At 59.0% G+C, this 21,603-nt stretch carries 20 protein-coding genes, 1 tRNA gene and 1 pseudogene; 10 read left to right on the plus strand and 12 right to left on the minus strand.

Translation table 11 applies throughout. The features are described from left to right. Nucleotides 1-395 precede the first annotated feature (395 nt). Together KHO41_RS38620 and KHO41_RS38625 are read right to left on the minus strand one after the other, a co-directional pair. The gene (locus tag KHO41_RS38620; RefSeq protein WP_211958488.1) at nt 396-716 is read right to left on the minus strand and encodes a helix-turn-helix domain-containing protein; all 321 of its coding nucleotides are present in this window, start codon (nt 714-716) and stop codon (nt 396-398) included. Then, entirely contained in the window at nt 713-1,039 is a 327-nt protein-coding gene (locus KHO41_RS38625) for a type II toxin-antitoxin system RelE/ParE family toxin (RefSeq protein ID WP_211958489.1), read from the minus strand. The genes KHO41_RS38620 and KHO41_RS38625 overlap by 4 nt, the downstream gene beginning before the upstream one ends. 357 nt (nt 1,040-1,396) lie before the next feature. On the opposite strand from KHO41_RS38625, the gene KHO41_RS38630 reads away from it, so the two are divergent. Together KHO41_RS38630 and KHO41_RS38635 are read left to right on the plus strand one after the other, a co-directional pair. Beyond that, nucleotides 1,397-4,060 (plus strand): DEAD/DEAH box helicase, encoded by a 2,664-nt coding sequence (locus tag KHO41_RS38630; protein WP_211958504.1) that lies wholly within the window; start codon nt 1,397-1,399, stop codon nt 4,058-4,060. A gap of 18 nt (nt 4,061-4,078) precedes the next feature. Next, nucleotides 4,079-5,275 carry an SWIM zinc finger family protein gene (locus tag KHO41_RS38635; RefSeq protein ID WP_244874239.1) on the plus strand — a complete coding sequence of 399 codons (1,197 nt, stop codon included), beginning with the start codon at nt 4,079-4,081 and terminating at the stop codon, nt 5,273-5,275. A gap of 268 nt (nt 5,276-5,543) precedes the next feature. On the opposite strand, the gene KHO41_RS38640 is transcribed toward KHO41_RS38635, so the two are convergent. Further along, nucleotides 5,544-5,631 (minus strand) — tRNA-Ile (locus KHO41_RS38640). Nucleotides 5,632-5,763: 132 nt separating this feature from the next. Between KHO41_RS38640 and KHO41_RS38645 the strand changes: the two genes are divergently transcribed. Next, the gene (locus tag KHO41_RS38645; RefSeq protein WP_211958490.1) at nt 5,764-6,129 is read left to right on the plus strand and encodes a hypothetical protein; all 366 of its coding nucleotides are present in this window, start codon (nt 5,764-5,766) and stop codon (nt 6,127-6,129) included. A gap of 464 nt (nt 6,130-6,593) precedes the next feature. On the opposite strand, the gene KHO41_RS38650 is transcribed toward KHO41_RS38645, so the two are convergent. Further along, on the minus strand, nt 6,594-7,310 hold the full coding sequence (locus tag KHO41_RS38650; protein WP_211958491.1) for a metallophosphoesterase family protein: 717 nt from the start codon (nt 7,308-7,310) through the stop codon (nt 6,594-6,596). A 277-nt stretch (nt 7,311-7,587) separates the two neighbouring features. Between KHO41_RS38650 and KHO41_RS38655 the strand changes: the two genes are divergently transcribed. Next, nucleotides 7,588-7,962: a PHA-granule associated protein 4 gene (locus KHO41_RS38655; RefSeq protein ID WP_211958492.1), complete on the plus strand. Its 375-nt coding sequence runs from the start codon at nt 7,588-7,590 to the stop codon at nt 7,960-7,962. Nucleotides 7,963-8,164: 202 nt separating this feature from the next. Then, nucleotides 8,165-9,043, plus strand: coding sequence for a hypothetical protein (locus KHO41_RS41515; protein WP_244874240.1), 879 nt, complete (start codon nt 8,165-8,167; stop codon nt 9,041-9,043). Nucleotides 9,044-9,554: 511 nt separating this feature from the next. On the opposite strand, the gene KHO41_RS38665 is transcribed toward KHO41_RS41515, so the two are convergent. Then, nucleotides 9,555-10,013: a fumarate hydratase gene (locus KHO41_RS38665; protein WP_211958493.1), complete on the minus strand. Its 459-nt coding sequence runs from the start codon at nt 10,011-10,013 to the stop codon at nt 9,555-9,557. Nucleotides 10,014-10,338: 325 nt separating this feature from the next. Between KHO41_RS38665 and KHO41_RS38670 the strand changes: the two genes are divergently transcribed. Continuing rightward, the gene (locus tag KHO41_RS38670; protein ID WP_211958494.1) at nt 10,339-10,539 is read left to right on the plus strand and encodes a hypothetical protein; all 201 of its coding nucleotides are present in this window, start codon (nt 10,339-10,341) and stop codon (nt 10,537-10,539) included. A 292-nt stretch (nt 10,540-10,831) separates the two neighbouring features. On the opposite strand, the gene KHO41_RS38675 is transcribed toward KHO41_RS38670, so the two are convergent. Together KHO41_RS38675 and KHO41_RS38680 are read right to left on the minus strand one after the other, a co-directional pair. Beyond that, entirely contained in the window at nt 10,832-11,125 is a 294-nt protein-coding gene (locus KHO41_RS38675; RefSeq protein WP_211958495.1) for a hypothetical protein, read from the minus strand. A gap of 77 nt (nt 11,126-11,202) precedes the next feature. Continuing rightward, nucleotides 11,203-11,514: an H-NS histone family protein gene (locus tag KHO41_RS38680; protein ID WP_211958496.1), complete on the minus strand. Its 312-nt coding sequence runs from the start codon at nt 11,512-11,514 to the stop codon at nt 11,203-11,205. Between KHO41_RS38680 and KHO41_RS38685 the strand changes: the two genes are divergently transcribed. Continuing rightward, a complete protein-coding gene (locus KHO41_RS38685; RefSeq protein WP_211958497.1) occupies nt 11,515-11,673 on the plus strand; it encodes a hypothetical protein in 159 nt (52 codons plus the stop codon). 189 nt (nt 11,674-11,862) lie between these two features. Here KHO41_RS38685 and KHO41_RS38690 read toward each other — a convergent pair. Both KHO41_RS38690 and KHO41_RS38695 read right to left on the minus strand, forming a co-directional pair. Further along, nucleotides 11,863-12,062 (minus strand): annotated as a pseudogene (locus KHO41_RS38690) (transposase); the annotation flags it as partial. Nucleotides 12,063-12,188: 126 nt separating this feature from the next. Then, nucleotides 12,189-12,872, minus strand: coding sequence for a hypothetical protein (locus tag KHO41_RS38695; protein WP_211958498.1), 684 nt, complete (start codon nt 12,870-12,872; stop codon nt 12,189-12,191). A gap of 801 nt (nt 12,873-13,673) precedes the next feature. On the opposite strand from KHO41_RS38695, the gene KHO41_RS38700 reads away from it, so the two are divergent. Both KHO41_RS38700 and KHO41_RS38705 read left to right on the plus strand, forming a co-directional pair. Then, nucleotides 13,674-13,934: a hypothetical protein gene (locus KHO41_RS38700; RefSeq protein ID WP_211958499.1), complete on the plus strand. Its 261-nt coding sequence runs from the start codon at nt 13,674-13,676 to the stop codon at nt 13,932-13,934. Between the two features lie 47 nt (nt 13,935-13,981). Continuing rightward, entirely contained in the window at nt 13,982-14,242 is a 261-nt protein-coding gene (locus KHO41_RS38705) for a hypothetical protein (protein WP_211958500.1), read from the plus strand. Nucleotides 14,243-14,439: 197 nt separating this feature from the next. Here KHO41_RS38705 and KHO41_RS38710 read toward each other — a convergent pair whose 3' ends face one another. Then, nucleotides 14,440-14,691 (minus strand): hypothetical protein, encoded by a 252-nt coding sequence (locus tag KHO41_RS38710; RefSeq protein ID WP_211958506.1) that lies wholly within the window; start codon nt 14,689-14,691, stop codon nt 14,440-14,442. Between the two features lie 593 nt (nt 14,692-15,284). On the opposite strand from KHO41_RS38710, the gene rpoD reads away from it, so the two are divergent. Next, complete coding sequence (rpoD, locus tag KHO41_RS38715) at nt 15,285-17,315, plus strand: RNA polymerase sigma factor RpoD (RefSeq protein WP_211958501.1); 2,031 nt, start codon at nt 15,285-15,287, stop codon at nt 17,313-17,315. Nucleotides 17,316-17,423: 108 nt separating this feature from the next. On the opposite strand, the gene KHO41_RS38720 is transcribed toward rpoD, so the two are convergent. Both KHO41_RS38720 and KHO41_RS38725 read right to left on the minus strand, forming a co-directional pair. After that, the gene (locus KHO41_RS38720) at nt 17,424-17,627 is read right to left on the minus strand and encodes a cold-shock protein (protein WP_211958502.1); all 204 of its coding nucleotides are present in this window, start codon (nt 17,625-17,627) and stop codon (nt 17,424-17,426) included. A gap of 468 nt (nt 17,628-18,095) precedes the next feature. Continuing rightward, the gene (locus KHO41_RS38725; RefSeq protein WP_211958503.1) at nt 18,096-20,981 is read right to left on the minus strand and encodes a TM0106 family RecB-like putative nuclease; all 2,886 of its coding nucleotides are present in this window, start codon (nt 20,979-20,981) and stop codon (nt 18,096-18,098) included. Between the last annotated feature and the right edge of the window lie 622 nt (nt 20,982-21,603).

The following is a 21,603-nucleotide window of genomic DNA, read 5'->3' on the forward strand; positions in this document are numbered from 1 at the left end:
ACAAAACGCAACGGCGAAAGATACCATAAAAGCACATTTACGTTGTGGTAACTGAAGTCTCCAGACCGTCCTGCACGCAACACCTCAGAACATACCAACAGTCCGCATAATGCGTATTATGTAAAATATGTGGTGTATTTGGCCATTAGACATCTCGGTCGCGATGGGCGCGGACCATCCTGCTTGCCGACTCAAGTTGGCGAGGCGCGTCGGTGATGCCCGGGCATAAAAGTGTTGTATGCAATACTCGGGTGGCTAGGCGACTTACTTTCAAGCGTGAAAATTGCTACCCCGCCTGGGCCGTTAGACGGTCAGTAAAACGCCGCGGCGAAACGGACTGCGAAGTGAGCTCGGTCCCGCGTGATCATCGCACCTCGGAACTTGTCGGGAAGTCCTCAGCCCTTGACGGCTTTGCGCTGGCGCTTGAAGGCCTTCAGGTCGGCCACAGCAAATAGTTGGCTGCGGCCAACTTCGGCATGGGACGCCAGCTTGCCGTCGCGCACGAAGCGGCGGAAAGTGGCCATCGAAACTTCCAGGTACTCGGCGGCTTCCGCTGCCGTAAAGTCGTCTTCGGCCAAATGACCGAAGACTTCCTCGTGGCTCTGGTTCTCGTCGCGGAAGGCCTGTTGACCCACCAGGGCGAAAAACTTGATCCGCTCGTGAGCGGGCATCTTGCCAAGGTTCTTCATCAGCTCTTCTGCGGTCATGATGGTCATGCTTTCCTCTCTGCCTTCAGGTACTTCTTGAGCGCGCTGTAAAAGTTCTCATGCGAGCCGACCTGGTAAAAATCGATCATTAACAGGTCAACGTCAATCCCTTCAGCCCGCTGCTCTGGGGTTGGGGGTCGATAGGCGATCAAGTATTCTTGGCGGTTGAACTTGAACTTGTGGACCCAGATCCCCGCCAGATCGCCCAGCTTCGCTTCCCCAACGTCTGGGTCGTCACAGACCACTTCCACTTCGTCCAGGATGGCCAGTTGAAGTGGCTTATGGGCCTTTTTCACAAACTGACTGAAGGGCTTCTTATAGTTAGGCGTCATGATCTGTTTTTTGCTCAGATTTGATTGTATAACAGATCAGTCGTGAAAGGTTCGCGGTTTCGTGAAGGTGGTGCAGCCGGCGGCAGAGCCGGAGCGAAGGTCCATGCGTGATTGGTAGGAATGAGATTGTCATACAGCAGATGCAAAGACAGGACACAAGACATGGGCAATGCTGCGGCTAGGACTACCCCAAGCGGTGGGTCGATCGATCATTCGGTCAAACTAGACGCACCCCCGCCCCGTTCGAAGGCCGGAAGGCCTGCTAGTGAATTCCACAGCCGCCTCCTTGAAGAACATGCGCCCTCAACGCTTGCAGCAACACGGCAATCGGGACGGGCACCCTTGACGGCTTCCGACATGCTGGTGCCACACCTGACGCCCGGCGGCCATCTGCTTGCGGTGCCCGAGGACGGCGCGCCCCTCTTGGTCGATGAGACGCGACTGCGGCTTGAGCGTGCCTTTGCACTGGGCGCGGGCCATGGCCTGCTGCAGTTGGGCGCGGCGGAAATCGGCCACATCTTGCCCTCGGCATGGGCCTGGTGGCGGGATTTTGCCGCGCGCTATGTCACCGCCTTGTGCGCGACGCCCGAGGACGGCGAGATCGAGGTCGCAACGCCGGCGGCCGAAGATCTTGAGGCCATGATTGCCGACGCGCCGCCGATGACGGGCGGCGAGTATCTGACGCCAGAGGTGCTGGCCACGCTGTGGGGCCAGATCGATACGGCCTTGCACCAGGAACTGGCGGCCGCCAACGTCTCGCTTCAGGAATTTCTCAAATCGCGCCACCCGGCCTGGAATCTCGTCGGCCGGGTGCATTTCAACCTCGCCGAGAATCGGCGGGACCCGGAGTTCCCGTTCGCCTTTCTGGCGACTTACACCGCGCGCGTATCGGCTCACGGCAAAGCGCAACATCAGCCACTGTCGCAAGCCCTGGCGGAATTTTCGGGGGCCAGGAGCAAGGCACAGCTCCTGTCGTTACTGCTGCCGGTGCAGCGCGCCGCGGAACACTGCGATTGGCTGCGCGAGATGGTGGATACCGGCGAGATCTACCATCCGCTTCGATGGACGCCCGTCGACGCCTATCGCTTTCTCTCGGACCTGTCCGAACTCGACGGCGCCGGAATTGTCGTCCGCATGCCAGGCGTCTGGCAAGCAGGCCGCCCTGCCCGTCCCGTTGTGAAAGCCAGCGTCGGAGCACGACCGCCTTCACTGCTGGGCAAGGATGCATTGCTCGATTTCAACATGGAGGTCTCCCTCGACGGCGAATGTCTCAACGCCGCCGAGGTCAGGGATTTGCTCAAAGGCGCCGACGGCTTGCAGCTCATCCGGGGTCGCTGGGTCGAGGTGGACAAGAAAAAGCTCGGTCGCCTCCTGAAGCGATTCGAAGCCATGGAAAAGGCGGCGCAAAGCGGTCTGCCCTTGAATGAGGCCCTACGCCTGCTGGCAGGGGTTTCGCTCGACGACAGCGCCGACCCCGCGGACCGCGACTGGTCGCAACTGGTTGCCGGGCCCTGGCTGGCCGACATCCTGCAGGAACTGCGTCAGCCAGACGGGTTGGCGCAGGTCAGCCCGGGATCGGACCTCAAGGCCAACCTGCGGCCCTACCAAGAGGCCGGCGTGCGCTGGCTGTACCTGCTCACCCGGCTCGGACTGGGTGCTTGCCTGGCGGACGATATGGGCCTGGGCAAGACCATGCAGGTGCTCTCGCTGCTGCTCGTGCTGAAGCGCGAAAGCGCCGAAGTGCAGCCCAGTCTGCTGGTCGCCCCCGCATCGCTGCTGGCCAACTGGGCGGCAGAGGCCGAGCGCTTTGCCCCCGGCTTGCGCGTACTGATCGCCCATCCGTCAGTCATGCCGGCGGCCGATTTGCGTGCGCTGGACCCCGCGCGGCTGGCAGACATTGATCTCGTCATCACGAGCTTTGGCTCGCTCTTGCGCCAGCCGGTATTGGGCACCATCCAATGGCGCGTGGCCATCGTCGACGAAGCCCAGGCGATCAAGAATCCGGGTGCGAAACAAACACGGCGGGTCAAGCAGCTCCAGGCCCAGTCGCGCATCGCACTGACCGGAACCCCCGTGGAGAACCGCCTGTCCGATCTGTGGTCGATTTTCGATTTCACCCACCCCGGGTTGCTGGGCTCAGACAAAGTCTTTGCCAACTTTACCAGGCGACTGGCGAAGGCCGAGCATTTCGGTCCGCTGCGAACGCTTGTGCGGCCCTACATCCTGCGCCGCCTGAAGACCGACAAGCGGGTCATCGACGACCTTCCGGACAAGACAGAACTGAAGGCCTGGTGCCATCTGAGCCCGAGCCAGGCGGCACTGTATCAGCGTGCGGTGATGGATCTGGCCGCCGCGCTGGAAGACGCCGAAGGCATTGGTCGCAAGGGGGTCGTGCTCAGCTTCCTGATGCGCTTCAAACAGATCTGCAACCATCCGTCGCAGTGGTTGGGCGACGCAGCCTGGCAGGCGGAAGACAGCGGCAAGTTTGCCCGCCTGCGCCAACTGGCCGAAGTCATTGCCGCCAAGCAGGAGAAGGTGCTGGTATTCACCCAGTTCCGCGAGACCACCGAGCCGCTGGCGGCATTTCTGGGGTCGATCTTTGGCCGCGAAGGTCTGGTGCTCCATGGCGGCACCCCGGTCGCCAAGCGCCGCGAACTGGTCAAGCGATTCCAGGAAGACGAACTGATACCCTTCTTCGTGCTTTCGCTCAAGGCCGGCGGGGCCGGCCTGAATCTCACCGCGGCGTCGCACGTGATCCATTTCGACCGCTGGTGGAATCCGGCCGTGGAAAACCAGGCGACGGATCGCGCATTTCGTATCGGCCAGAAGCGGAACGTCCTGGTGCATAAGTTTATCTGCCGGGGCACGGTTGAGGACCGTATCGACCAGTTGATCGAAACGAAGCAGCAATTGGTGAAGGACGTGCTGGAGGGCGGTGCAGAACTTCTGCTGACCGAGATGAGCGATCGCGAATTGCTCGATCTCGTGAAACTCGACGTGCATGCCGCGCAAGAGAACTGATCGTCAAGAGGAACCACAATGAGTTACGGTTACGGGGGGTGGAAGCCCTATGTCTCGGTCGCCGAGCGCAGAAGAAAGGCGGAACTGGCTGCCGCGAAGGCGACGAAGGCCGGTGCGGTCCTGTCGCCCATCGCGTCGTATCGCGGTGCCATCGCCAAGACCTTCTGGGGCAAGGCCTGGTGCGACAATCTGGAAGGCTACAGTGACTATGCCAACCGCCTGCCGCGCGGCCGTACCTATGTGCGCAATGGTTCCGTGATCGACCTTCAGATTACGGCAGGCGAAGTCCGCGCGCAGGTCATGGGTTCGAGCCTCTACACCGTCGCTGTCGCTGTGACGGCGTGTCCTGCAAAGCAATGGCGAGCGATCGGCACCGATTGCGCCGGGTCGATCGATTCGATCGTGGAACTCTTGCAGGGCAAGCTCTCGACATCCGTGATGGAGCGCATCTGCAAGCCTGGCACCGGCCTGTTCCCGGTGCCAAAAGAAATCAAGTTCAATTGCAGTTGTCCGGACTGGGCGTCGATGTGCAAGCACGTTGCTGCCGTACTCTACGGCGTCGGCGCGCGGCTCGATCAACAGCCGGATTTGCTCTTCGCCTTGCGCGGCGTCGACGCCAGCGATCTCGTCAGGCAGGCCGGTGCTGGTTTGCCCAAATCCACAAAACGACCCACCACCAGCAAGGTGCTCGACGACGCCTTGGTGGCGGATGTGTTTGGGATCGAGATGGCCGACGCTTACCCACCGCCGAAGCCGGCTGCCGGACGTAACAAGCCACCGGCAGGTCAGATGGCAGCGAAGAAGGCGACCAGGTCCGCCGTCACGAGAGCCAGTAAGTCCCCTGCGAATGCGAAGACTGCGCAGGACAGGAAATCGGTATCAAAGAAGGTGCCAGTCAAGCCATCCGCGGGGCCACGCCAATTAACCTCAGGCATTGTTGTTGCCGGTCAAGCAAACGTAGCGGACTTAAAGCCACCGGCAGGTAAGGTGACAGCGAAGCAGGCGTCGGCGGTCTCGACAACCCGCAAGCCACCTGCGAACGTGAAGGCTGCAAAGGACAATAAATCGGCAACAAAGGCGTTACCAGTCAAGCCATCTGCCGGGCCACGCAAATCCACCTCTGGCGACGTCCTGGCCAAGAAAACAAACGTGGCGAACTCGCCTGCAACTGCAACCCCGAAAAAGGCTGCGACAAGAAGGCGCGCCAGTACTTGATCGTGAACAAGCATTTGCGCAGCGTGATGGCTGCTGTTTTCGCGAACCCATCGCGGTACCGATGCCGCGCCTCCGGATTTGCTTGCCGCAGCCGTAGCAGCTACTCGATGTCTTCTCCGCGACATAGTCCACTGAGTTGCCGATCGCCCGCCGGCCAGCGTGAACGTGTGCACCTGGGCCTCATCACGCCGGTCAGCGCCGGCGTGAGGTTGCAGGTGCGCTGCGGCGGCGTGCAGACAGTCGCGACGCAACCCGTTAAGAGCAAGCATGGTGGGCCGGGTGGGGGTCGAACCCACGGTGGGAAATTTCCGGCGGATTATGAGTCCGCTGCCTGCAACCAACACGGCGTCCGGCCCTTTAGCGAAGCGCGAGATCTTACCTTGAAGTTCGCGCAGTCGCCATTGCCGCTGCTCGATTTGTGGTGATCGATCGGGTCCTCTATAGGGTCTCCAGGCATGCGAGGTCACGCACCCACGGATTTCGGCCAGATGAACGATTACCACATTCGCATCTGCCAACGACTGCCGAACTCAGGGGCTAAGCTCGAGGCCGTCGTCGAGCTTGGCCGGCAGCGTCGACAGGTTCTGGCAGAACTTGCGCTTCTCCTCTGGCACCCCTGGCTGGGCGGCTATCCATCCCTTGAACGCGCAGAACGACTCTGTGGAGATCGCTGTCAGGCGCTCTATGACGCCCGTTTTGGTAAAGACGATCGTGGTTCCACTCCGTGTGCACGTGTGATTGGTTCGCCTCTTGCATTCCGCTTTCAACGCCCCGGCTTTCACTGCATCGAATCGAGGCGGGCATGCGCGATCCGGATGCGCCGCCCCTCGCTCAATTGTCTGTTCGCTGCGTGACAATCTGCTCGCTGGCAAAAGAACTACCGGGAAAAATGGCTCCTAATCCAGAGTTGCGCAATGTTTATATCGCCGTATCCTGCTACGCTTGGCCTGCTACCACCCGCGCCCCTTCCCTGGTGAGCGCGGGTTCTTTTTGCGCACAGACGAACAGCACGGCGATGGATTGCCGACAACGGCAACCTGGCGGATACTGAGAGCGGTCGGCGCCGAAAGGTGTTGGCTGATTTCTTCTTGGACGTCCTGCGGCTCTCCTCCATCGGATCGAGAGCTGTTTTTTTGTCGCGCTACGATCTGGCAACCAGCGCATCCAACTTGCCGGCGGCGGCCGCCGCATGCACCCTCGGCCGCCGAATCTGCCGGCGTCTTGCTGACCCGCGGCCGTTCTGACCTTCGTGCGTGATCCGAGAGTGCGCCAATCTTTGACCCGCCCCGCGGGCGCCGAGTCGCGTGGCTTGCGAATCTCAACGGTCGATCGAGCCTGTTTCGTCTTGATAAGTCGGGGCGCCGTGCAAGAAGTCTCCGTCGATCGTGGCCACCGCGCACGCACTGAGACCGAAGAATCGGCACGGTCCTGTGTTCGGATAAACCGTGGATTCGTGGTGATGGCCGTGGAAAGCGCGTTGCACGCCCATGGCTTCGATGAGCGTGTCAATCGCCTCGAAGCCGTGTGGGTGACAAGCCGGAGCTTCGTGGCTGACCAGGACGTCCGCATGCTGACGCGATAGCGCGTTGTATGTCTGCGGGAAGATCGTGCTGCGATGGCGCCGCGGCAGGCCGCCCCGCCAGTAGTTCCCCTTCCCACATTTGGCAAGATAGTCAGACTCGCTCTCTACGCGCGAGGGTTCAGGCGGCATCCAGACCTGGCCGCGAAAAATCCCCCCCAACCCGGCAATCCGAAGCCCCGCGATTGTGACCACCCGCCCATCCAGATTCCGGTCGGCCAGGCCCGAGCCGAACAGGTTGTCGTAGTCGGCATCGCTGTCGGTGTCGTGATTGCCCGGAATCCACCACACTTGCGTCAAGGGAAGGATGCTGGCGAGCGCTTCATCCAGTGGGCGCTTCGCCTGGATGTCACCAGCAAGCACCACTGCCTCGGGGCGGTGACGGTGGACGCTTTCGATCAGCGGACCGAACTCGCCATGGGGGTCACCGCAAATCAATACATGGCCTTCAGACATCGCTCGTTCGGGATAGGTGACTTGGTTTGAGTGGAACGGGCGGATCGATGACCTGACCATGGGCCGTCGGAATGATCACCAATGTACCTGATCAAGCGTGCGTCGAATGCATAACCGGGACTGCGCCCGCGCAAGGTGACTTCATCCGCAAGTCAATGCCTGCACGCCGGACGAGAAGACCTGACTGCCCCGTTTACAATGTGTTGCTATGCAATATGAATCTGGGCCGTAGAAGCGCGCGAATCGCCACAGGCCCTTCTAGCGGTGGAGGCGGGTAATGGCGACAGCTCTGGCTGCGACCAAAGGCGAAGCACTAAAGCTCCTGGAAACAGAGGGCGTCACGGTCGTGGATTTGGACTACGAGTCAGGATGGCAGGATGCGATTGAACTGGGCAGGCTGGGCGAAAAGCTGGGCAAACGTGTCCAGTATCGCGGCCATGAGAGTATTGCCGTCAACTCGCCCGCGGCACTCGTTGCCGGACTGAGTCGCCCAAAGTTGACGTTCCGTCAGCGCAATCTTTACTGCCAATTTGAACTCAGCCTGCTGCCAGCGGCTGACTTGGAGCGCCTGGAGAAAAAAGCGGAGATGCTCGGGGACTACATCCTCGCGGGACATCTCACGCGGGAGGTCGATGCGGTGTGGACGGAGTAACGCCTTGCCACGCAGATCTGCGCCGTGAGTGGCGCCTGGATTTGGCACTTCTGGGGTAGCTCTTATCTCGCACACTGACATGGCTGGACGGTAGCGGATTGCCCGTCGTCGTGGCAGCAGCTACCATCCCTGACAACTTGTGGTCCCGGCGATGTCGGGGCCAGTCCTGCAGGGGTGCAATCTGACGACCAACGGGAACGCCGTGACGAATCAGCTCGATCTCTTCGAAGATGGCCGCGATGTCATGCTTCGCAACGACGTGCTCACAGCGCTTGAGCAACGCAATGCCGCCGCCGGGCGTGAAGCCCTGCAGCGCCTGGGCGCGGAGTATCCAGACGATGCGCTTATCCCGACCCTGCAGACCCTTGTCGGCGGGCTCGAGTCTCCCGTCCACGGACACTTCACGAATCACGCGGCACTGCGCGACACATGCGAAGCGTGGTGTTTGCCGTGCATGCCGGCAGCGCGCCGAGCATTCGGCGACGCAGCGGGCATGGCTTGGTGCCGACCGCTGTGGCGCGCCCTCGCCCGGGCCGCCTCTCAATTACCGTTTCACCGGGAGATGCCCGAATGGCATGCAGCACCGCTATGGATGCGCGCAGCGGAGTGGACGACGGCATGTGACAGCATCAAGCGAATCGAGTCATGGCGGAGAATGCCAATCACGCTCGCGTGGATGGCCGAGACGGTCTACCGGCTTCAGGGGCTGGATCCGGCGTGGCCGCTTTTGGCGGAGCTTGCTTGGCTGTCCCCGAAGAAGCTCGGCGCGCTCATGCAAACGCTCGGTGATTCGTCATTGCTGGCGCTGCGCCGGCGGTTCGATGCGACTTTTGACGGGGACGGCACAATAGAGGATCTATGCTATTTTCCCGCCTGGTCGGTGGCCGAAAAACCCGGACTTGCTGCCCTCTTACGCTCGTCCGAGCCCTCGACGGGCACATTACCCGAACAGGGAATGCGGATCATGCTGGAGTTGTTGACCCTTGAGCGCCAAGGCCGCCAGCATGATTTGGTGGAACGGCGAAAGGACTTACGCGGCCTGCACCCGGGCCTCTTCGAGGCCTACATCCGTACGCGATAACGGGTCGAGGTTCCTTCTCGCTTCTGCACGCACTCAGACAGGGCAAAAAAAGCTCTCCACCTCGCGGAAGAGAGCTGTGGAACGTCCATGAAGAAGTCGGGCACCTGATGTCAGGCGCCCGGTTTCAGTATCCGCCAAGCTCCCCGGGCACGCAATCCCTCGCCCGGTGCGCCGCGCCGACCATCCAGTGTCATGTGGAGCGCGGCGATTGGCAATTTCAGCGTCGTCACATGACTCAATGCAAAGGAGCCACGGATCTCTGGGCTGATTTCATGGCTTGCACCACGCCGATAAACTGGCTGCACAGGGGCATGCAAGATGTCCGCATCATCAGCCGACGCCCCTCTTCCTGATCGCAGAAATGGGTACGCGCGGCCCGGAGGCGGGATACTGCTGGTGAAGAACAGGCCGAACTCAGTTCGGCCTGCCGAGGCGATCAAATTGGCCCGGTGTGCACCCGCCCTGCTTCAATCGACCAGTTGCCGAGGACCGACTCGGTCGAGGCAAAAGATCACGCCGAAGCTTCGGGGGCCGCGACGGCCGGCGCCACTGTCTTCGCCGGGGCGCGCTTCTTCGTCACCGCTTTCACCGCTGCCTTCTTCGGCGCAGCAGTCGCATTGGTTTTGCTACCGGCAGCCTTTTTCGGGGCGACCTTCGTGGCGGCAGCTTTGCCGGAAGTCTTCTTGACCCCAGCAGCCTTCGCCTTCTTCGCCGCGAGCTTGTCCTTTGCGGCTTGCTTCTCAAAACGCGCTGCGGACTTTGCGGCTTCCGTTGCTTTCACGACCTCCCGCTTTGCCGCTTCAATGGCCTTCTTCGAGTCGGCACGCAGTTTCAGCAAACGCTTCTTCGCTGCCTGGGCTTCACGTGCGAGCACGCTCGCCTTCTTCGTCGGTGCCGTCAGCTTCTTTGTGACAGGCTTCCTTTTGGTAACCGCGCTCGTCGGCGTCGTTGCTTTGGTTGCTGCGACCATGTTGATGATCCCGTTATTCGTTGGAGCGCGGAGTATAACCCTTGTCACAACTTGCAGTGATTCGGGGCTCACCATGGGGTTGCGAAATGGCTGAAACATCCACCAACGATCCGGTGGATTGCAGCTTCGCTCCGCTGCATCGCAGCACACGTAGCGCTTGATTCCGGGGACAAGAGCATTTAGTGTCAATGCTCGGTGTGCGCATACCCAGCGCGTCCTCGCACCGAGTTCACTCAGTGTTGTTCCTGTCATCCTCCGTGGAACTCCGTCCACGGACCAGCAGTCGTAGTTCCTTTTTCCGTCCTCCCGACTAAGGAGCCCCGACATGCTCAGTCCGCATGAAATCGCCGCGCTGCTACTGCTTGGCGATGCGCAAGACATTGACGATCTCGAACCGGAACAGTTGGACGGCTTGCTGGTCCACAAACTGGTGACGATGGAGCACGGCCACGGCAGCGCCAATGCCCACCCTCGCCTGACCAGTCAAGGGTATTCCATGCTTGAGGCCATGCGCCGTATTGCGTAACGCCGCTCGCTTTTGTGAGCCCTTCGCGTTGCTCTATTGTCGCGGAGAATCCCTCGCGACTCCGATTGCATCGGGCAATGTCGACGCTATGCCGTTGCAGAGATTGGACGGTGAAACTGCCGTCTTGACCCCGTCGGTTATCGCCGACTGCGCGTTGAGATTGTGCCGAAGACGTGTCACCGCGGACCCCAGCATCCGCTGCACGCATGTCCATGGACTCAACAACCGTCGAGTCCATGCGACCCATTCCATCCAATCGCTGACCAGTTTCGGGGTCAGCGGGGGAAAGTGACTAACGCTCGGGTTTTCGAATAATTTCGATCTGCTCATCGATGATGGCCAGGAGCTCGGCTACGGAGCCAGAGAAACGCTGTCGAACTTTCGCAAGGGTTTTGCGCTCGCTGGCCGAACGCACGAGCTCAAAGCTACCGTCCTCTTGCGAAAGACGGATGACACGCACCTCCTTGCTGGGCGGAACCCGCAGCCAATACGAATATCCGTTCCTTATACCCATCTCTGTGCGCTCGCGAGCAATCAGGTACGGCCGGGCAAGCATGATCTCGGCATGAATCGCATCAAGGGACATGGTGCTGCTCTCAAAAAACAAAGCCCCTGCATTGTGGGCAGGGGCAAATAAACGACTTGAGGGCCGGAAGCGGAGAATTAGGCTTCTTCGGCAATCAGGAATCGCTTGGGGTTCTTACCGAGCCAAGCCGGTTGGCGACCACGGCCGGACCAGGTCTTTCCGGTCCTGGGATCGACGTACTTGGGGGGCAGCACCGACTTCGGCTTGCTCGCGACAGCGCCTGCTGGACGGCCGCGACGGCGCTTGGCAATGTCTTCGACGGTCAAGCCATAGTCCGCCATCAAGCCCTGAATCTTTTCGATGACGCCCGCTACTTCATTGGCGCGTACCTGTTCCAGTTGGGCTTCGAGGGCCTGCTTCTGGGACATCAGTTCCTTATAGGATGCCATATGAGTTTCCTTTCCAATCGATGGATGACAGGAGATAGTTTAAAACCAATCAAGCATAAACGCAAAAATGTTAATCACTATGATCATAAACCATCATTCAATGAAAAAATCGATGGAATCCACCTGAGTGCGATGAAAATAGAGCCAAGAACCGCATGAGGTCGGCAATTTGGCAAACTACCGGCGTGGCCGATTCACCGTCTCGCGTCACCGCTGTGGCCCTGGGCAACGCTCCAAGCGACTAACGAAGGAAGCCCGTGCATCGAATCTGGAAAATGTCCCTCGTCAACGTGGGGACGAACAAGCACGCCCTTCGCGCCGAATCGCCGAAATCGACCCCCGCGACGGAAGGAAGCGACGGATGAACTCATCGGCGTGAGTGTCATCGTCTTGCACACGGATTCCTTGTCGGTAGTCCTTCCAGCGGAACGTGATGCCGTGGCCGTCGAAGATCAACAGGCGGTGATTGGAGATCGCGACCCGATGCGTGTAGCGGCCCAGATAGTCGAGCACCTGTGGGCGCCGCCGGAGGGAGGTTTCGCGTAGAGGGCGGCCACGCAGCTCGGCCAAGTCGGCCTGTAGGAGACTCCGCCAAAATGGTGTCGCCCTGACTCCCACTCTTCGCGCCGAGATCCGCGCCATTCGAGTTCAGTGCGGCGTACAGCGAAACGAGTTCATGCGCGTCTCGCGCGCGGGCCGGCTTTGGCGCGTTCGATCGCCGTAAGTGTTTCTGAGTCCAGCACTGCCTGGGCGTCAGACGAAATGGCAAACAGTTTGCCGTCAATATCATGGACGTGTAACTGCTCATGGGTGACGGCATCCGTCACCAGCGCGCGACCGGTCAGGCGCAGGGCGGCTTGGAGATGTGCTTGTCCCGAGACGACTTGGTAATTGCGTCCTTGGGATTGTCTCACCATCGCGTCAGTGGGAATCTCGTTGAGCTCGATAGTGCCGAATCCGGGGAGCGACATTTCCTCGATGCGATTCTTGATGCAGGCAACCATCACGGCCGCGCCTGGGCGCTCGGCTGTTGCAAGCCGTTCATATTGACCGAGGAGCATGTTGGCCTTCTCAATTGAGGGCGTCGTATAGACAAAGGATTGGACGGCGGTCGCCGGGCGAGTCAACCGGGTCGCCATGATCGCGAATGCCCAGTCCCTTTTGTAATTGCAGTGTGGGCAAACCCAGCCGTATTTGGTGGCAATCAGAATGCCAGGGACGCCACCTTCGACTCCATGGCGATGATCGGCGCTGCTCCTGCAGATGAAGGCGCGCCGAACCGGGCCACCGAGGCCGACTTGGTTCTCGTTGAGCTTCTGGACCTGATCCTCAGTGAACGGTGCGCGAATGTAACTCATGGCATTTGGGACGGCAGCTTCCGCGTGGCGTGGGTATCGCTGCGCAGCTGGCACCCGGAACGCTCGGGATTTCGTCCGGCGGCTAACAGAAACGCCGGGCGCCATAACACACAGCGGCCGCCTCCTTCCAGTTTATGCCCGGGAGAAAGTCTATGTTGCCTTTGGCCGGGCCCGGCCCCATTCTGGGCTGCTCGACGTCAATCTATTCCCCATGAATGGCTGGAATTGCAGTTTCCCGAACCGGCGCTGCACGCGCAGTACCCCGACACGCGCACGCTGTGCGCAACGGGCATCTGGGCGCTCCTGGACGACGCGTTCCACGGCCGGCGGCCGGGGGGGTGATACTGGCCCCGAAAGGCTGCCGGCATAGCGTGCGAGTGTAGCGCGTCAGTTTGGCAGCGATAGGCTGACCACCGGCGGCGGCGCCCCCCTGCGCTACGCCTTCCCGCGCGAACTCGGAGGCCGAAGGGGTCCTGGCAGCTGTACTGGAGCAGCGCGGATGATGATCGATGCTCTCACAGACGGCTACCTTGCATTGGTCCGAGTCTGGCGTGTCCTTTGATGTCTGCTTCATCCAGACAACTCACCACGAACATGTCTGCGACCATCCAACACGTCCCGGCAGGGGCACCACACGGTCACAAGCACCACCCTGACGTTTTCTTTATTATTTTCAATAACTTGATGGTTCATTGATGGACTGGAGCGAGAGCTGGCACACCCCATGCGTATATGACTGCGAGCGCAACACCCGATGCCCTCTAAACCAAAATCAGACCAGCACCCTCAAGGAGTTCCATCATGTCCCTCACCATCCAGAACCTGCCCGTCGAACAAGACCTCGACCACGCCAGGATGAGCGCCGTGCGCGGCGGCAGCCTGTTCCTGAACAACGGCATCAACGCAATCATGGGCGGCTCCGGCGTGTCCTTCGCCAGCCCCAACATCATCGTCGCCCCGGTCACCCAGGTCGATGCCTCGACCCGCACCAACGTCAACCTCACGAGCATCAGCAACCTGCTCAACAACGTCGGCGGCATCGTGCAGGCCGTGCAGCACTAATTCCCCAACCAGCTCACTCGTTCATCCAGCCTACCCAGGAGACCATCATGTCCTTGACCATCCAGAACCTCCCGCTCGAACAAGACCTCGACCACGCCAAGATGGACGCCGTGCGCGGTGGCAGCATCTTCGTGAATTCCGGCACCAACGCCATCGTGGGCGGCAGCGGCGTGTCGTTTGCGAGTCCCAACACGATCTTCGCTCCGGTCACGCAGGTCGATGCGTCGACGCGCACCAATGTCGACCTGAAGACCATGACGAACACCATCAACAATGTCGGTGGCATTGTCCAGGCCCTGCAGCACTGAACCGTCAGACAGCAACGGAAACGCCGGCGGCCACGGCGTTTTCGCACCCAGGACCGCCCGCGGGCGGTCCTTCTCGTTGTGGTGATGCATAACCGGCCGCTATCCGACCTGGTAAAACTCCACGCACTGCACCGCATTGACCGCCTGCTGCCTGCGGTAACAGACCACCGGCGGCGCTGGCGGGGGGGGGCGGCGGATCAAAGCACTTCCGCCCGCAGTTCCTCCATGGTCAGGTCGTAGTTGGCTATCTGGTCCCGGATCCAGCGGATCGCCGCCGCTCGCTCAGTTTTTACTCTATCTTCCGGGTTCGAGCCGGTAGGCGCCCCGTTCCCGTCGGCCGGCTTTTCGTTTTGTGCTTCGCTATCGGTCGGTACCGGGCCGCCGGATTTGCGCCGCTGTTCCCGCTCGCGCGGCAGGTGCGATGCTGCTGGCGCCTGGTGCGCCAGCACGGCTTCCGCCTCGGCGCGCGCCGCTCGCTGGCCTCGGCCCGCTCCTTGGCAATCTTCACCTGCTCGCGGGCGCGCCCCAGCTCGGTCGAGAATCGGGACCGCAGCTCCGTCAGCTGGCGGCCCGCCGCCTCCAGTTCTGCCCGCCCCGCCTCTAATCTGGCCTGGTTCGCGGCGTGGGCCTGCCGCTCGGCGGTCAGGTCCGCCTGGTTTTCCGCGAGCGATAGCGGCAACAAGATAATTTGCTGCTTCGCTACATGGCACGCGCGATTATCGGATGCATTAAGAGGACTGAGACAGATACGCAATGTGCGCTACAGCTAATTTTTCCCCGGGGATTAGCTCGAGCAGCTGGCAGAACAGCACGTATTGGCAAGGCAGTGGCAATCGCACCTTGCAGGTTGCACTAAACATACTGATGCACTTGGCATCGACGAAGCCGTAGCCCTCGTATGTTGCAATGCACAACTTCTTGCGGTAGGATTCACAATCCCCCATTCCGCGCACACCGGACTTCGTGAGAGGCTTTCCAGCCTCGACTGTCCGTGCGTCATTCCACGATTTCGTTCGCTCCTCGACTGGCTTGACCAGCCGTCATGTCTGCGACGATCGTCGGCCAATCCGTCGAGGAGAGTGTATTGGCAAATCCAGTTCGCGACGATTCAGCATCGCGCAGTATTGCGGTCGCATCAAAGACCGGTCGCCGCTCTCCAAAAGGAAAGATCCAGGCGGTCGCAACACCGCTGGACCTCATGGCCATGGCGCGCCAGGACCAGGAGCGTCAACGCCAGATGCGCGCGCTGATCGCGCTTGGCCGCGAGCGCGGCTATCTCACCCACGCGGACATCAACGATCATCTGCCCGATAACTTTACGCAAACGGCTGCGATGGAGACCATCATCAGCACGTTCAGCGACATGGGGGTGAACGTATACGAGCAGGTGCCGGACGCGGACATGCTCCTGTTAAGCGACACCGCGCCTGCGGCGGCATCCGACGATCAGGCGGACGAGGAAGCGGAAGCTGCACTGTCGACCGTCGATTCCGAATTCGGCCGCACGACTGATCCGGTCCGGATGTACCTGCGCGAAATGGGCACGAGTGAACTGCTGACTCGCGCTGGCGAAATCGAGATCGCAAAGCGCATCGAATGCGGCCTGCAGGAGATGATTCAGGCGGTCGCGGCATGTCCGTCCGTCGTGTCCACGATGCTTGCCGATGTGGACCGCATCGTAGCCGGCGAACTGCGTATCAACGAAGTGGTTGATGGCATCAGCGGCGATATGGACGAAAGCGAAGTGGCGCCAGAATCCGATGACGCTCAAGTTGACGCAGCCGCCTCCGATGACGACTCGGACGGTGATGATGCTGAAACGGACGCTGGGGATCCGGAAAAAGCGAACGCAGCCCGCCTCGAACAACTCACGGTCGACAGTCTTGCGATTTTCGCGCGCGTGCGGGCACTGTTCGAACAGTTGCCGGATGCTCCCGTTACTGGGAGAGCCCGTTCTGCAGCCGTTGCGAAACTGCGCTCGGAGATCCAGCGCGAACTGGCACCGGTCCGCTTTACGGCCAAGACTATCGACCGCCTGTGTGCCAGTGTGCACGAACAGGTTACTGAGGTTCGCGCGATCGAGCGCAGCGTCCTGGAGATCGCCGTCGACCGCTGCGGCATGCCGCGCGAGCTGTTTGTCGAGTCGTTCCCGGGCCACGAGACCGACCTTCAATGGACCAGCCGCATGGCCGCGACTTCGCGGCGGTTTGGCGCGGCACTCAAGTGCCATCTGCCGGCCATTCAGGCTGGCCAGCAGAAACTCATCGACATTGAGGCCAGGGTCTCCCTGCCGCTCCAACAGCTCAAGCAGATCCACCGCCAGATGACTGCCGCAGAGTCGAAGATGCGGCAGGCCAAGCGAGAGCTGATCGAAGCGAATCTTCGGCTTGTCATTTCAATCGCCAAAAAATACGCGAACCGGGGTATGCAGTTCCTGGATCTGATCCAGGAAGGCAATATCGGCCTAATGAAGGCGGTGGACAAGTTCGAATATCGGCGCGGCTGGAAGTTTTCGACGTACGCCACCTGGTGGGTCCGGCAGGCTGTCACGCGTGCACTTGCCGATCAGGCGCGGACCATTCGTGTGCCGGTTCACATGATCGAGATGATCAACAAGCTGAACCGGATTTCGCGCGAATTCCTCCAACAGACGGGACAGGAAGCGCATCCCGCCATCCTCGCCGAGCGCATGGAGATGTCCGAGGAGAAAGTGCGCAGTATCCTCAGGAGCGCGAGGCAACCGGTCTCGCTCGAGACCCCAGTGGGCGACGACGCCGACGCAACGCTCGGCGACATGATTGAGGATGTCTCGGCGAGTTCACCGGCTGAGGCCGCGATTCACGCGAATATGCGCGTCGCGATCGATGAGGCGCTCGACGGGTTATCGCCGCGCGAGGCCAAGGTCCTGCGGATGCGATTCGGGCTCGATACGACCTCTGATCGCACGCTTGAAGAGGTCGGCAAGCAGTTCGACGTGACCCGCGAACGGATCCGTCAGATCGAGATCAAGGCGATGCGCAAACTGATGCATCCCAGTTGCGCTGACAAGTTGAGGCCCTTCCTCGATCGTTGAGCAAAGGCGGAGGCGCGCGCCCCCTTTCGACGTCCTGCTCCGCACCTGCAGCGATCACGCATCGGCCTGATCGCTGCCCTGATAGGACGCGTTCGCTGAGCAGAAAATTTACAGCGGTTTGATGCTCGCCGCCTGCTTCCCCTTGGGACCCTGCTTGACTTCAAAACTGACCTTTTGACCTTCCTGAAGCGATTTGAAGCCGCTTCCCTGAACCTCGGAGAAGTGCGCGAACAGGTCATCGCTGCCATCGTCCGGCGAGATGAACCCAAAACCCTTTGCATCGTTAAACCATTTGACGGTACCTGTTGCCATGTTCTGAATGTTCCAAGAATGACTAGATGTGGATGACGTTGCCGGCCTGCGCCAGACGTGCGGCTATCTTGTATCACGTTTGAGTCGCCGCCGACAATCCGGGGTTAACGGTTCCGCTGAGCCGAGCCATGACGTTGTGTCAGCCGGTGTTGGTACTGGACCACGCGCGCAGCGCCCCCCTTGTTTGCGAGTCTGGCGGGAGCGCAACGGCAGTAGCCGGCCAAAAGGCGTCGCTCGGTAGCTTCTGAACCGAGACACTCGAGCGCGTCGTCCACCCCGATAACCGCCGTTCGACTTCTGGCTCCGTGCGTCGCATGATAGGGTTCCTTGCGAAAGATGGCGCATTCTCGCGGATTGCGGTTGACTGACTGCTTGTGGAGTAATAGGCGAGCAGACGTTATTGGCCAAATGAAATTGGAATCCGGCTTCCAATGGTGACGGCTGGTCGCCGCTCATCTCGTCCGATTTTTACAGTGCTCCCTTGGGAGAGGCTTGGCGCTGTCTCTGCGAGACCTGCCGCTCCCACGTTTGTTTCCGGCTTGGATGTCTCCAATGGACACCAGCCGGGTAGACTTCCACTTGTGGGGCGGGTGTTCCATTGGACTTGGTCAGAGCGTACGCGTCGATATCAGTCTCCCGCGAAAGCAGAAATTTCAGGAAGTCGATTCGCTTGAACTCACAAGTGACATATATGCTTAATAGCACCAAGTAGTGATGGAGCCCTGCTTCCCTGTATCGGCCATCGACCATTGCTCGATATTTTGCGAATCGTTTCACAGCATGTTCCGCATTGTTGTTGTTCCAAGGCACGTCGTCGTGATCCAGAAAAGTGAACAATTTGTTTCGGTATTTAATCACCCTTCTTCGATACGCTTCCGCCAATTCGGACCGCCACTGCTGCTTCGAAAGAAGCTCGTAGAAGATATCTACATCCCGTCGATGCTTGTGAAGATTACGTCGCCTGAGGCCGTAACGATCTACCGTTGCTATGATGGTCCTTAGCAGTACACCAAGCTGCGATCCGAGTTCCTTCAACTCCTCATCCCAAGGACTACTCATGAGATCGTTGTTGAAGTCCCTCAACAAGTGAATCAAACATTTTTGTTGTTCGCAATCAATGGAGTCGTAGGCGGCATAAAAATCGGAAACTAATACTCCCCGAAAATCCTTAAGCAGTTCTGGCAAGAAGCCTCCCTCCCGTGATTTTCGATAAATAAAAACGACCTCGTCCAGACTGGCAAAAACCCAAACGTAGCCCTTTCCTACACGCGCAAGGTGAACATCCGTTTCGTCTGCGTGGATCAAGGGCCCGGCAACCATCCTCTTCAAGAGGAGATTGTATGTTGGTTCGTAGTATTGGGCCAAGGAGGCCTTCCATGACCAAATATCAGGCGTGTAAAGGGGCAATCCATAGCAGTCGTATAATGTTTCAGCGATTCCACTGAAGGTCATCCGATGGGCAACGTGCATATAGATGGCCCAACTCTTGAGTGAGTGACAGTGTTCTTCCAAAGCAAGATATTCCTCTGGTAGAAACTCAGTCTTGCATAAACTACACTGATGCCATGAGGTCGTATAACGCGTGACACGCCTCCTTACTCCACTTGGCGAAAATATAAGGTCGTATGCCAGGCGAGCTAACCGACCATCCGGTTTGATTCTCAGGTCGGATCCTCCGCACGATGGACATTTTTGACAAGAAATCTTCGCGTTTCGGCTTACTGGTAATCGATTTTTTCCTCTCTTTCTTGTACTCTGCTGCAGTGCCATTCTGCGCTTGCGGGCCGCGTCGGTTCGGATAAATATCTTATCCTGTTGGTAGTCAAAGTATGCGCGCTCATTGATAAAGTCGAAATCTTTGATTGCAAAATTTACTTCACGCCAATCCGGTCTCTTAAATTGCGGATCGATTTGTTCGACGAGGGAGACCTCATAGCCGCCAACGCTTTCCACCGCCTGCGCGCCTAGCGTCGACGAAGGACAAAGGGCATACAGAAACTGCGTCACCTTCTGTAATGCAAAACAATCATCGAAGTTGTATGTGACGAGTTTCTTCTTGAGAATTGTTGATCGCGTGTCCTCCCACTGTCTCCGCCATACGATGCTCTGAATACCAGACGCGTCGGGTTCGGCCCATTCGTAACGTAGGTATCTACCAACATCTTTCAGGCTGTTAGAGTAGGTGGGAAAGTAAATGTGCGCGCGAATTATCGATAGCACATTTACTGAGCGCGCTAAGATGCGCTTTACAAGCTCCTCTCTTCCCGAGGATTTCATCATGCGACGCAGGAAGGCTGTATCGTAACTGCCGTAGGAGTATAGATGGAAGTCCTCGTGCTGTGACACAACATCGAGGAATCGCCGAAATATCAAGGGCTCGTCGGCGCTCCTGTCTGCCCAAAATGAGTATTTATTATGGATATCTCCCGCCTCGACAATCATTCCAAGCAAATAGTCGAACCCTCTTTCTGGGTCGCCCTCGACGTCAAAATAAATCCGAACCGCGCTGACCGGCAGTTCAGGGGAACCTAGCACATAAATCTTCTTGTCCCGGATTGCCAAAGCTTGCAAGGCATGTTGGTGGGGCTGATCCTGTTGTTTTTGTCGAGGGACACGCCTCCTCGGCCGGAACGTGCACGATAGCTGGGTGACCGTGAAGATTCCTCTACGGTTATACTTGCTCACCTCATTCTCGCTCATTGCCCTCAATAAGCTAAGGTCGTCCTTAGACATTGCCTCAGCGTGGCATCGATCTCGAAATTCGCAAATCTGGCAATGTGGATTTAATCTTAACTTCGGCTCATTTTCAGGCTCTCTGGACTCCTTAATTTGTTTTAAAGTTCGGTTGGCCTGTGCGATGCCTCTGCCCAGTTTCACCTTATGGATTTCACAGTCTCGCCCATAAATTAAGATGCCCCATTGAGGCTCTTTTCCCTGAACGGCCGTCAAGACTAAGGCGAGCAATTCAAGCAAGGCCTTTTGCTCCTTACCTGGCCGCTTGCCCTCGTAAACCAGGATGGGGATATAATGGAAGTCGCCGAGTCGCGATGATCCATTCGATCGCTGTAGGCCATCAAAAAGAATTTTCAGTTGATCTTCTTCATAGGTCATGTCCAGCAGTAGGGACACTCCGCGCCTCAGGACTTCAAGCGTGACGACGACGCCTTGCAGAAAATCCCGCTGCTTATCGCAAACCAACTTGGCGGCAGCGTTTTTCCGCACTCGATCTCTTGACTCCCTAAGCAGGAGATCGTAATCCGACGCGACACCCCGTTCCCCCGCCAGTTGCAAGCTGCTTTTGTACCTGCACGTCAGATAGCTTTCAAGAATCTCTCTAGTGATCTTCGCAGACATTGCATCATCCCGGTATGTCCCTCGCCCGGATCAGGAACGCATCGCCCTAGCAACAGCCCGGCGAAATTTGCATCACGCAATAATAATATCAACTTACACGCAAAAAATAGTTTTCGATTCTCTGACTCTCAGGTGAAGGCCTGCGTATAAGTTGGTTGAGTCTGTTAATAACCATTCTAGTGACCGGTCGATATTAATCAAGCCGAGTCACATGTAGATTTTCAGAGACGTCGAAAGGATGAAATGGGTCACCAATAACCAGAGAAACTCTGCAGCAATACCCGTCCCGTTTCCGGAAAGCAGGCATGCTGAGAAGGTTAAAGCGGCTTTCGTCGAAAGCCCGCTTTGCCCGATCACTCGCCGTCCGGCGTACTTTTGACGAATGGCCACTGTACCTTGAAAGCCGCCTTTCATCCGTTGTGGTGTTGATGGGCAGGAATGGGTCGGCTACGGTCCGCTGCGCGACGCGCGGGTCGGGGTTCAGGCGCGCGGCGGCATCGGGCAGAGGTCGGCCAGAGGACTAAACCGCTCGCGCGGTAACCCTCCGGCCAAGCGCGAAGTGACTCAACCGCCAGCGCTGTTTCCTATGTTGAGGACCGAGGCAATTCGCCTCGAGCCTCGA

The organism is Cupriavidus numazuensis, assembly GCF_905397435.1.
GTDB classification, from domain to species: domain Bacteria; phylum Pseudomonadota; class Gammaproteobacteria; order Burkholderiales; family Burkholderiaceae; genus Cupriavidus; species Cupriavidus numazuensis.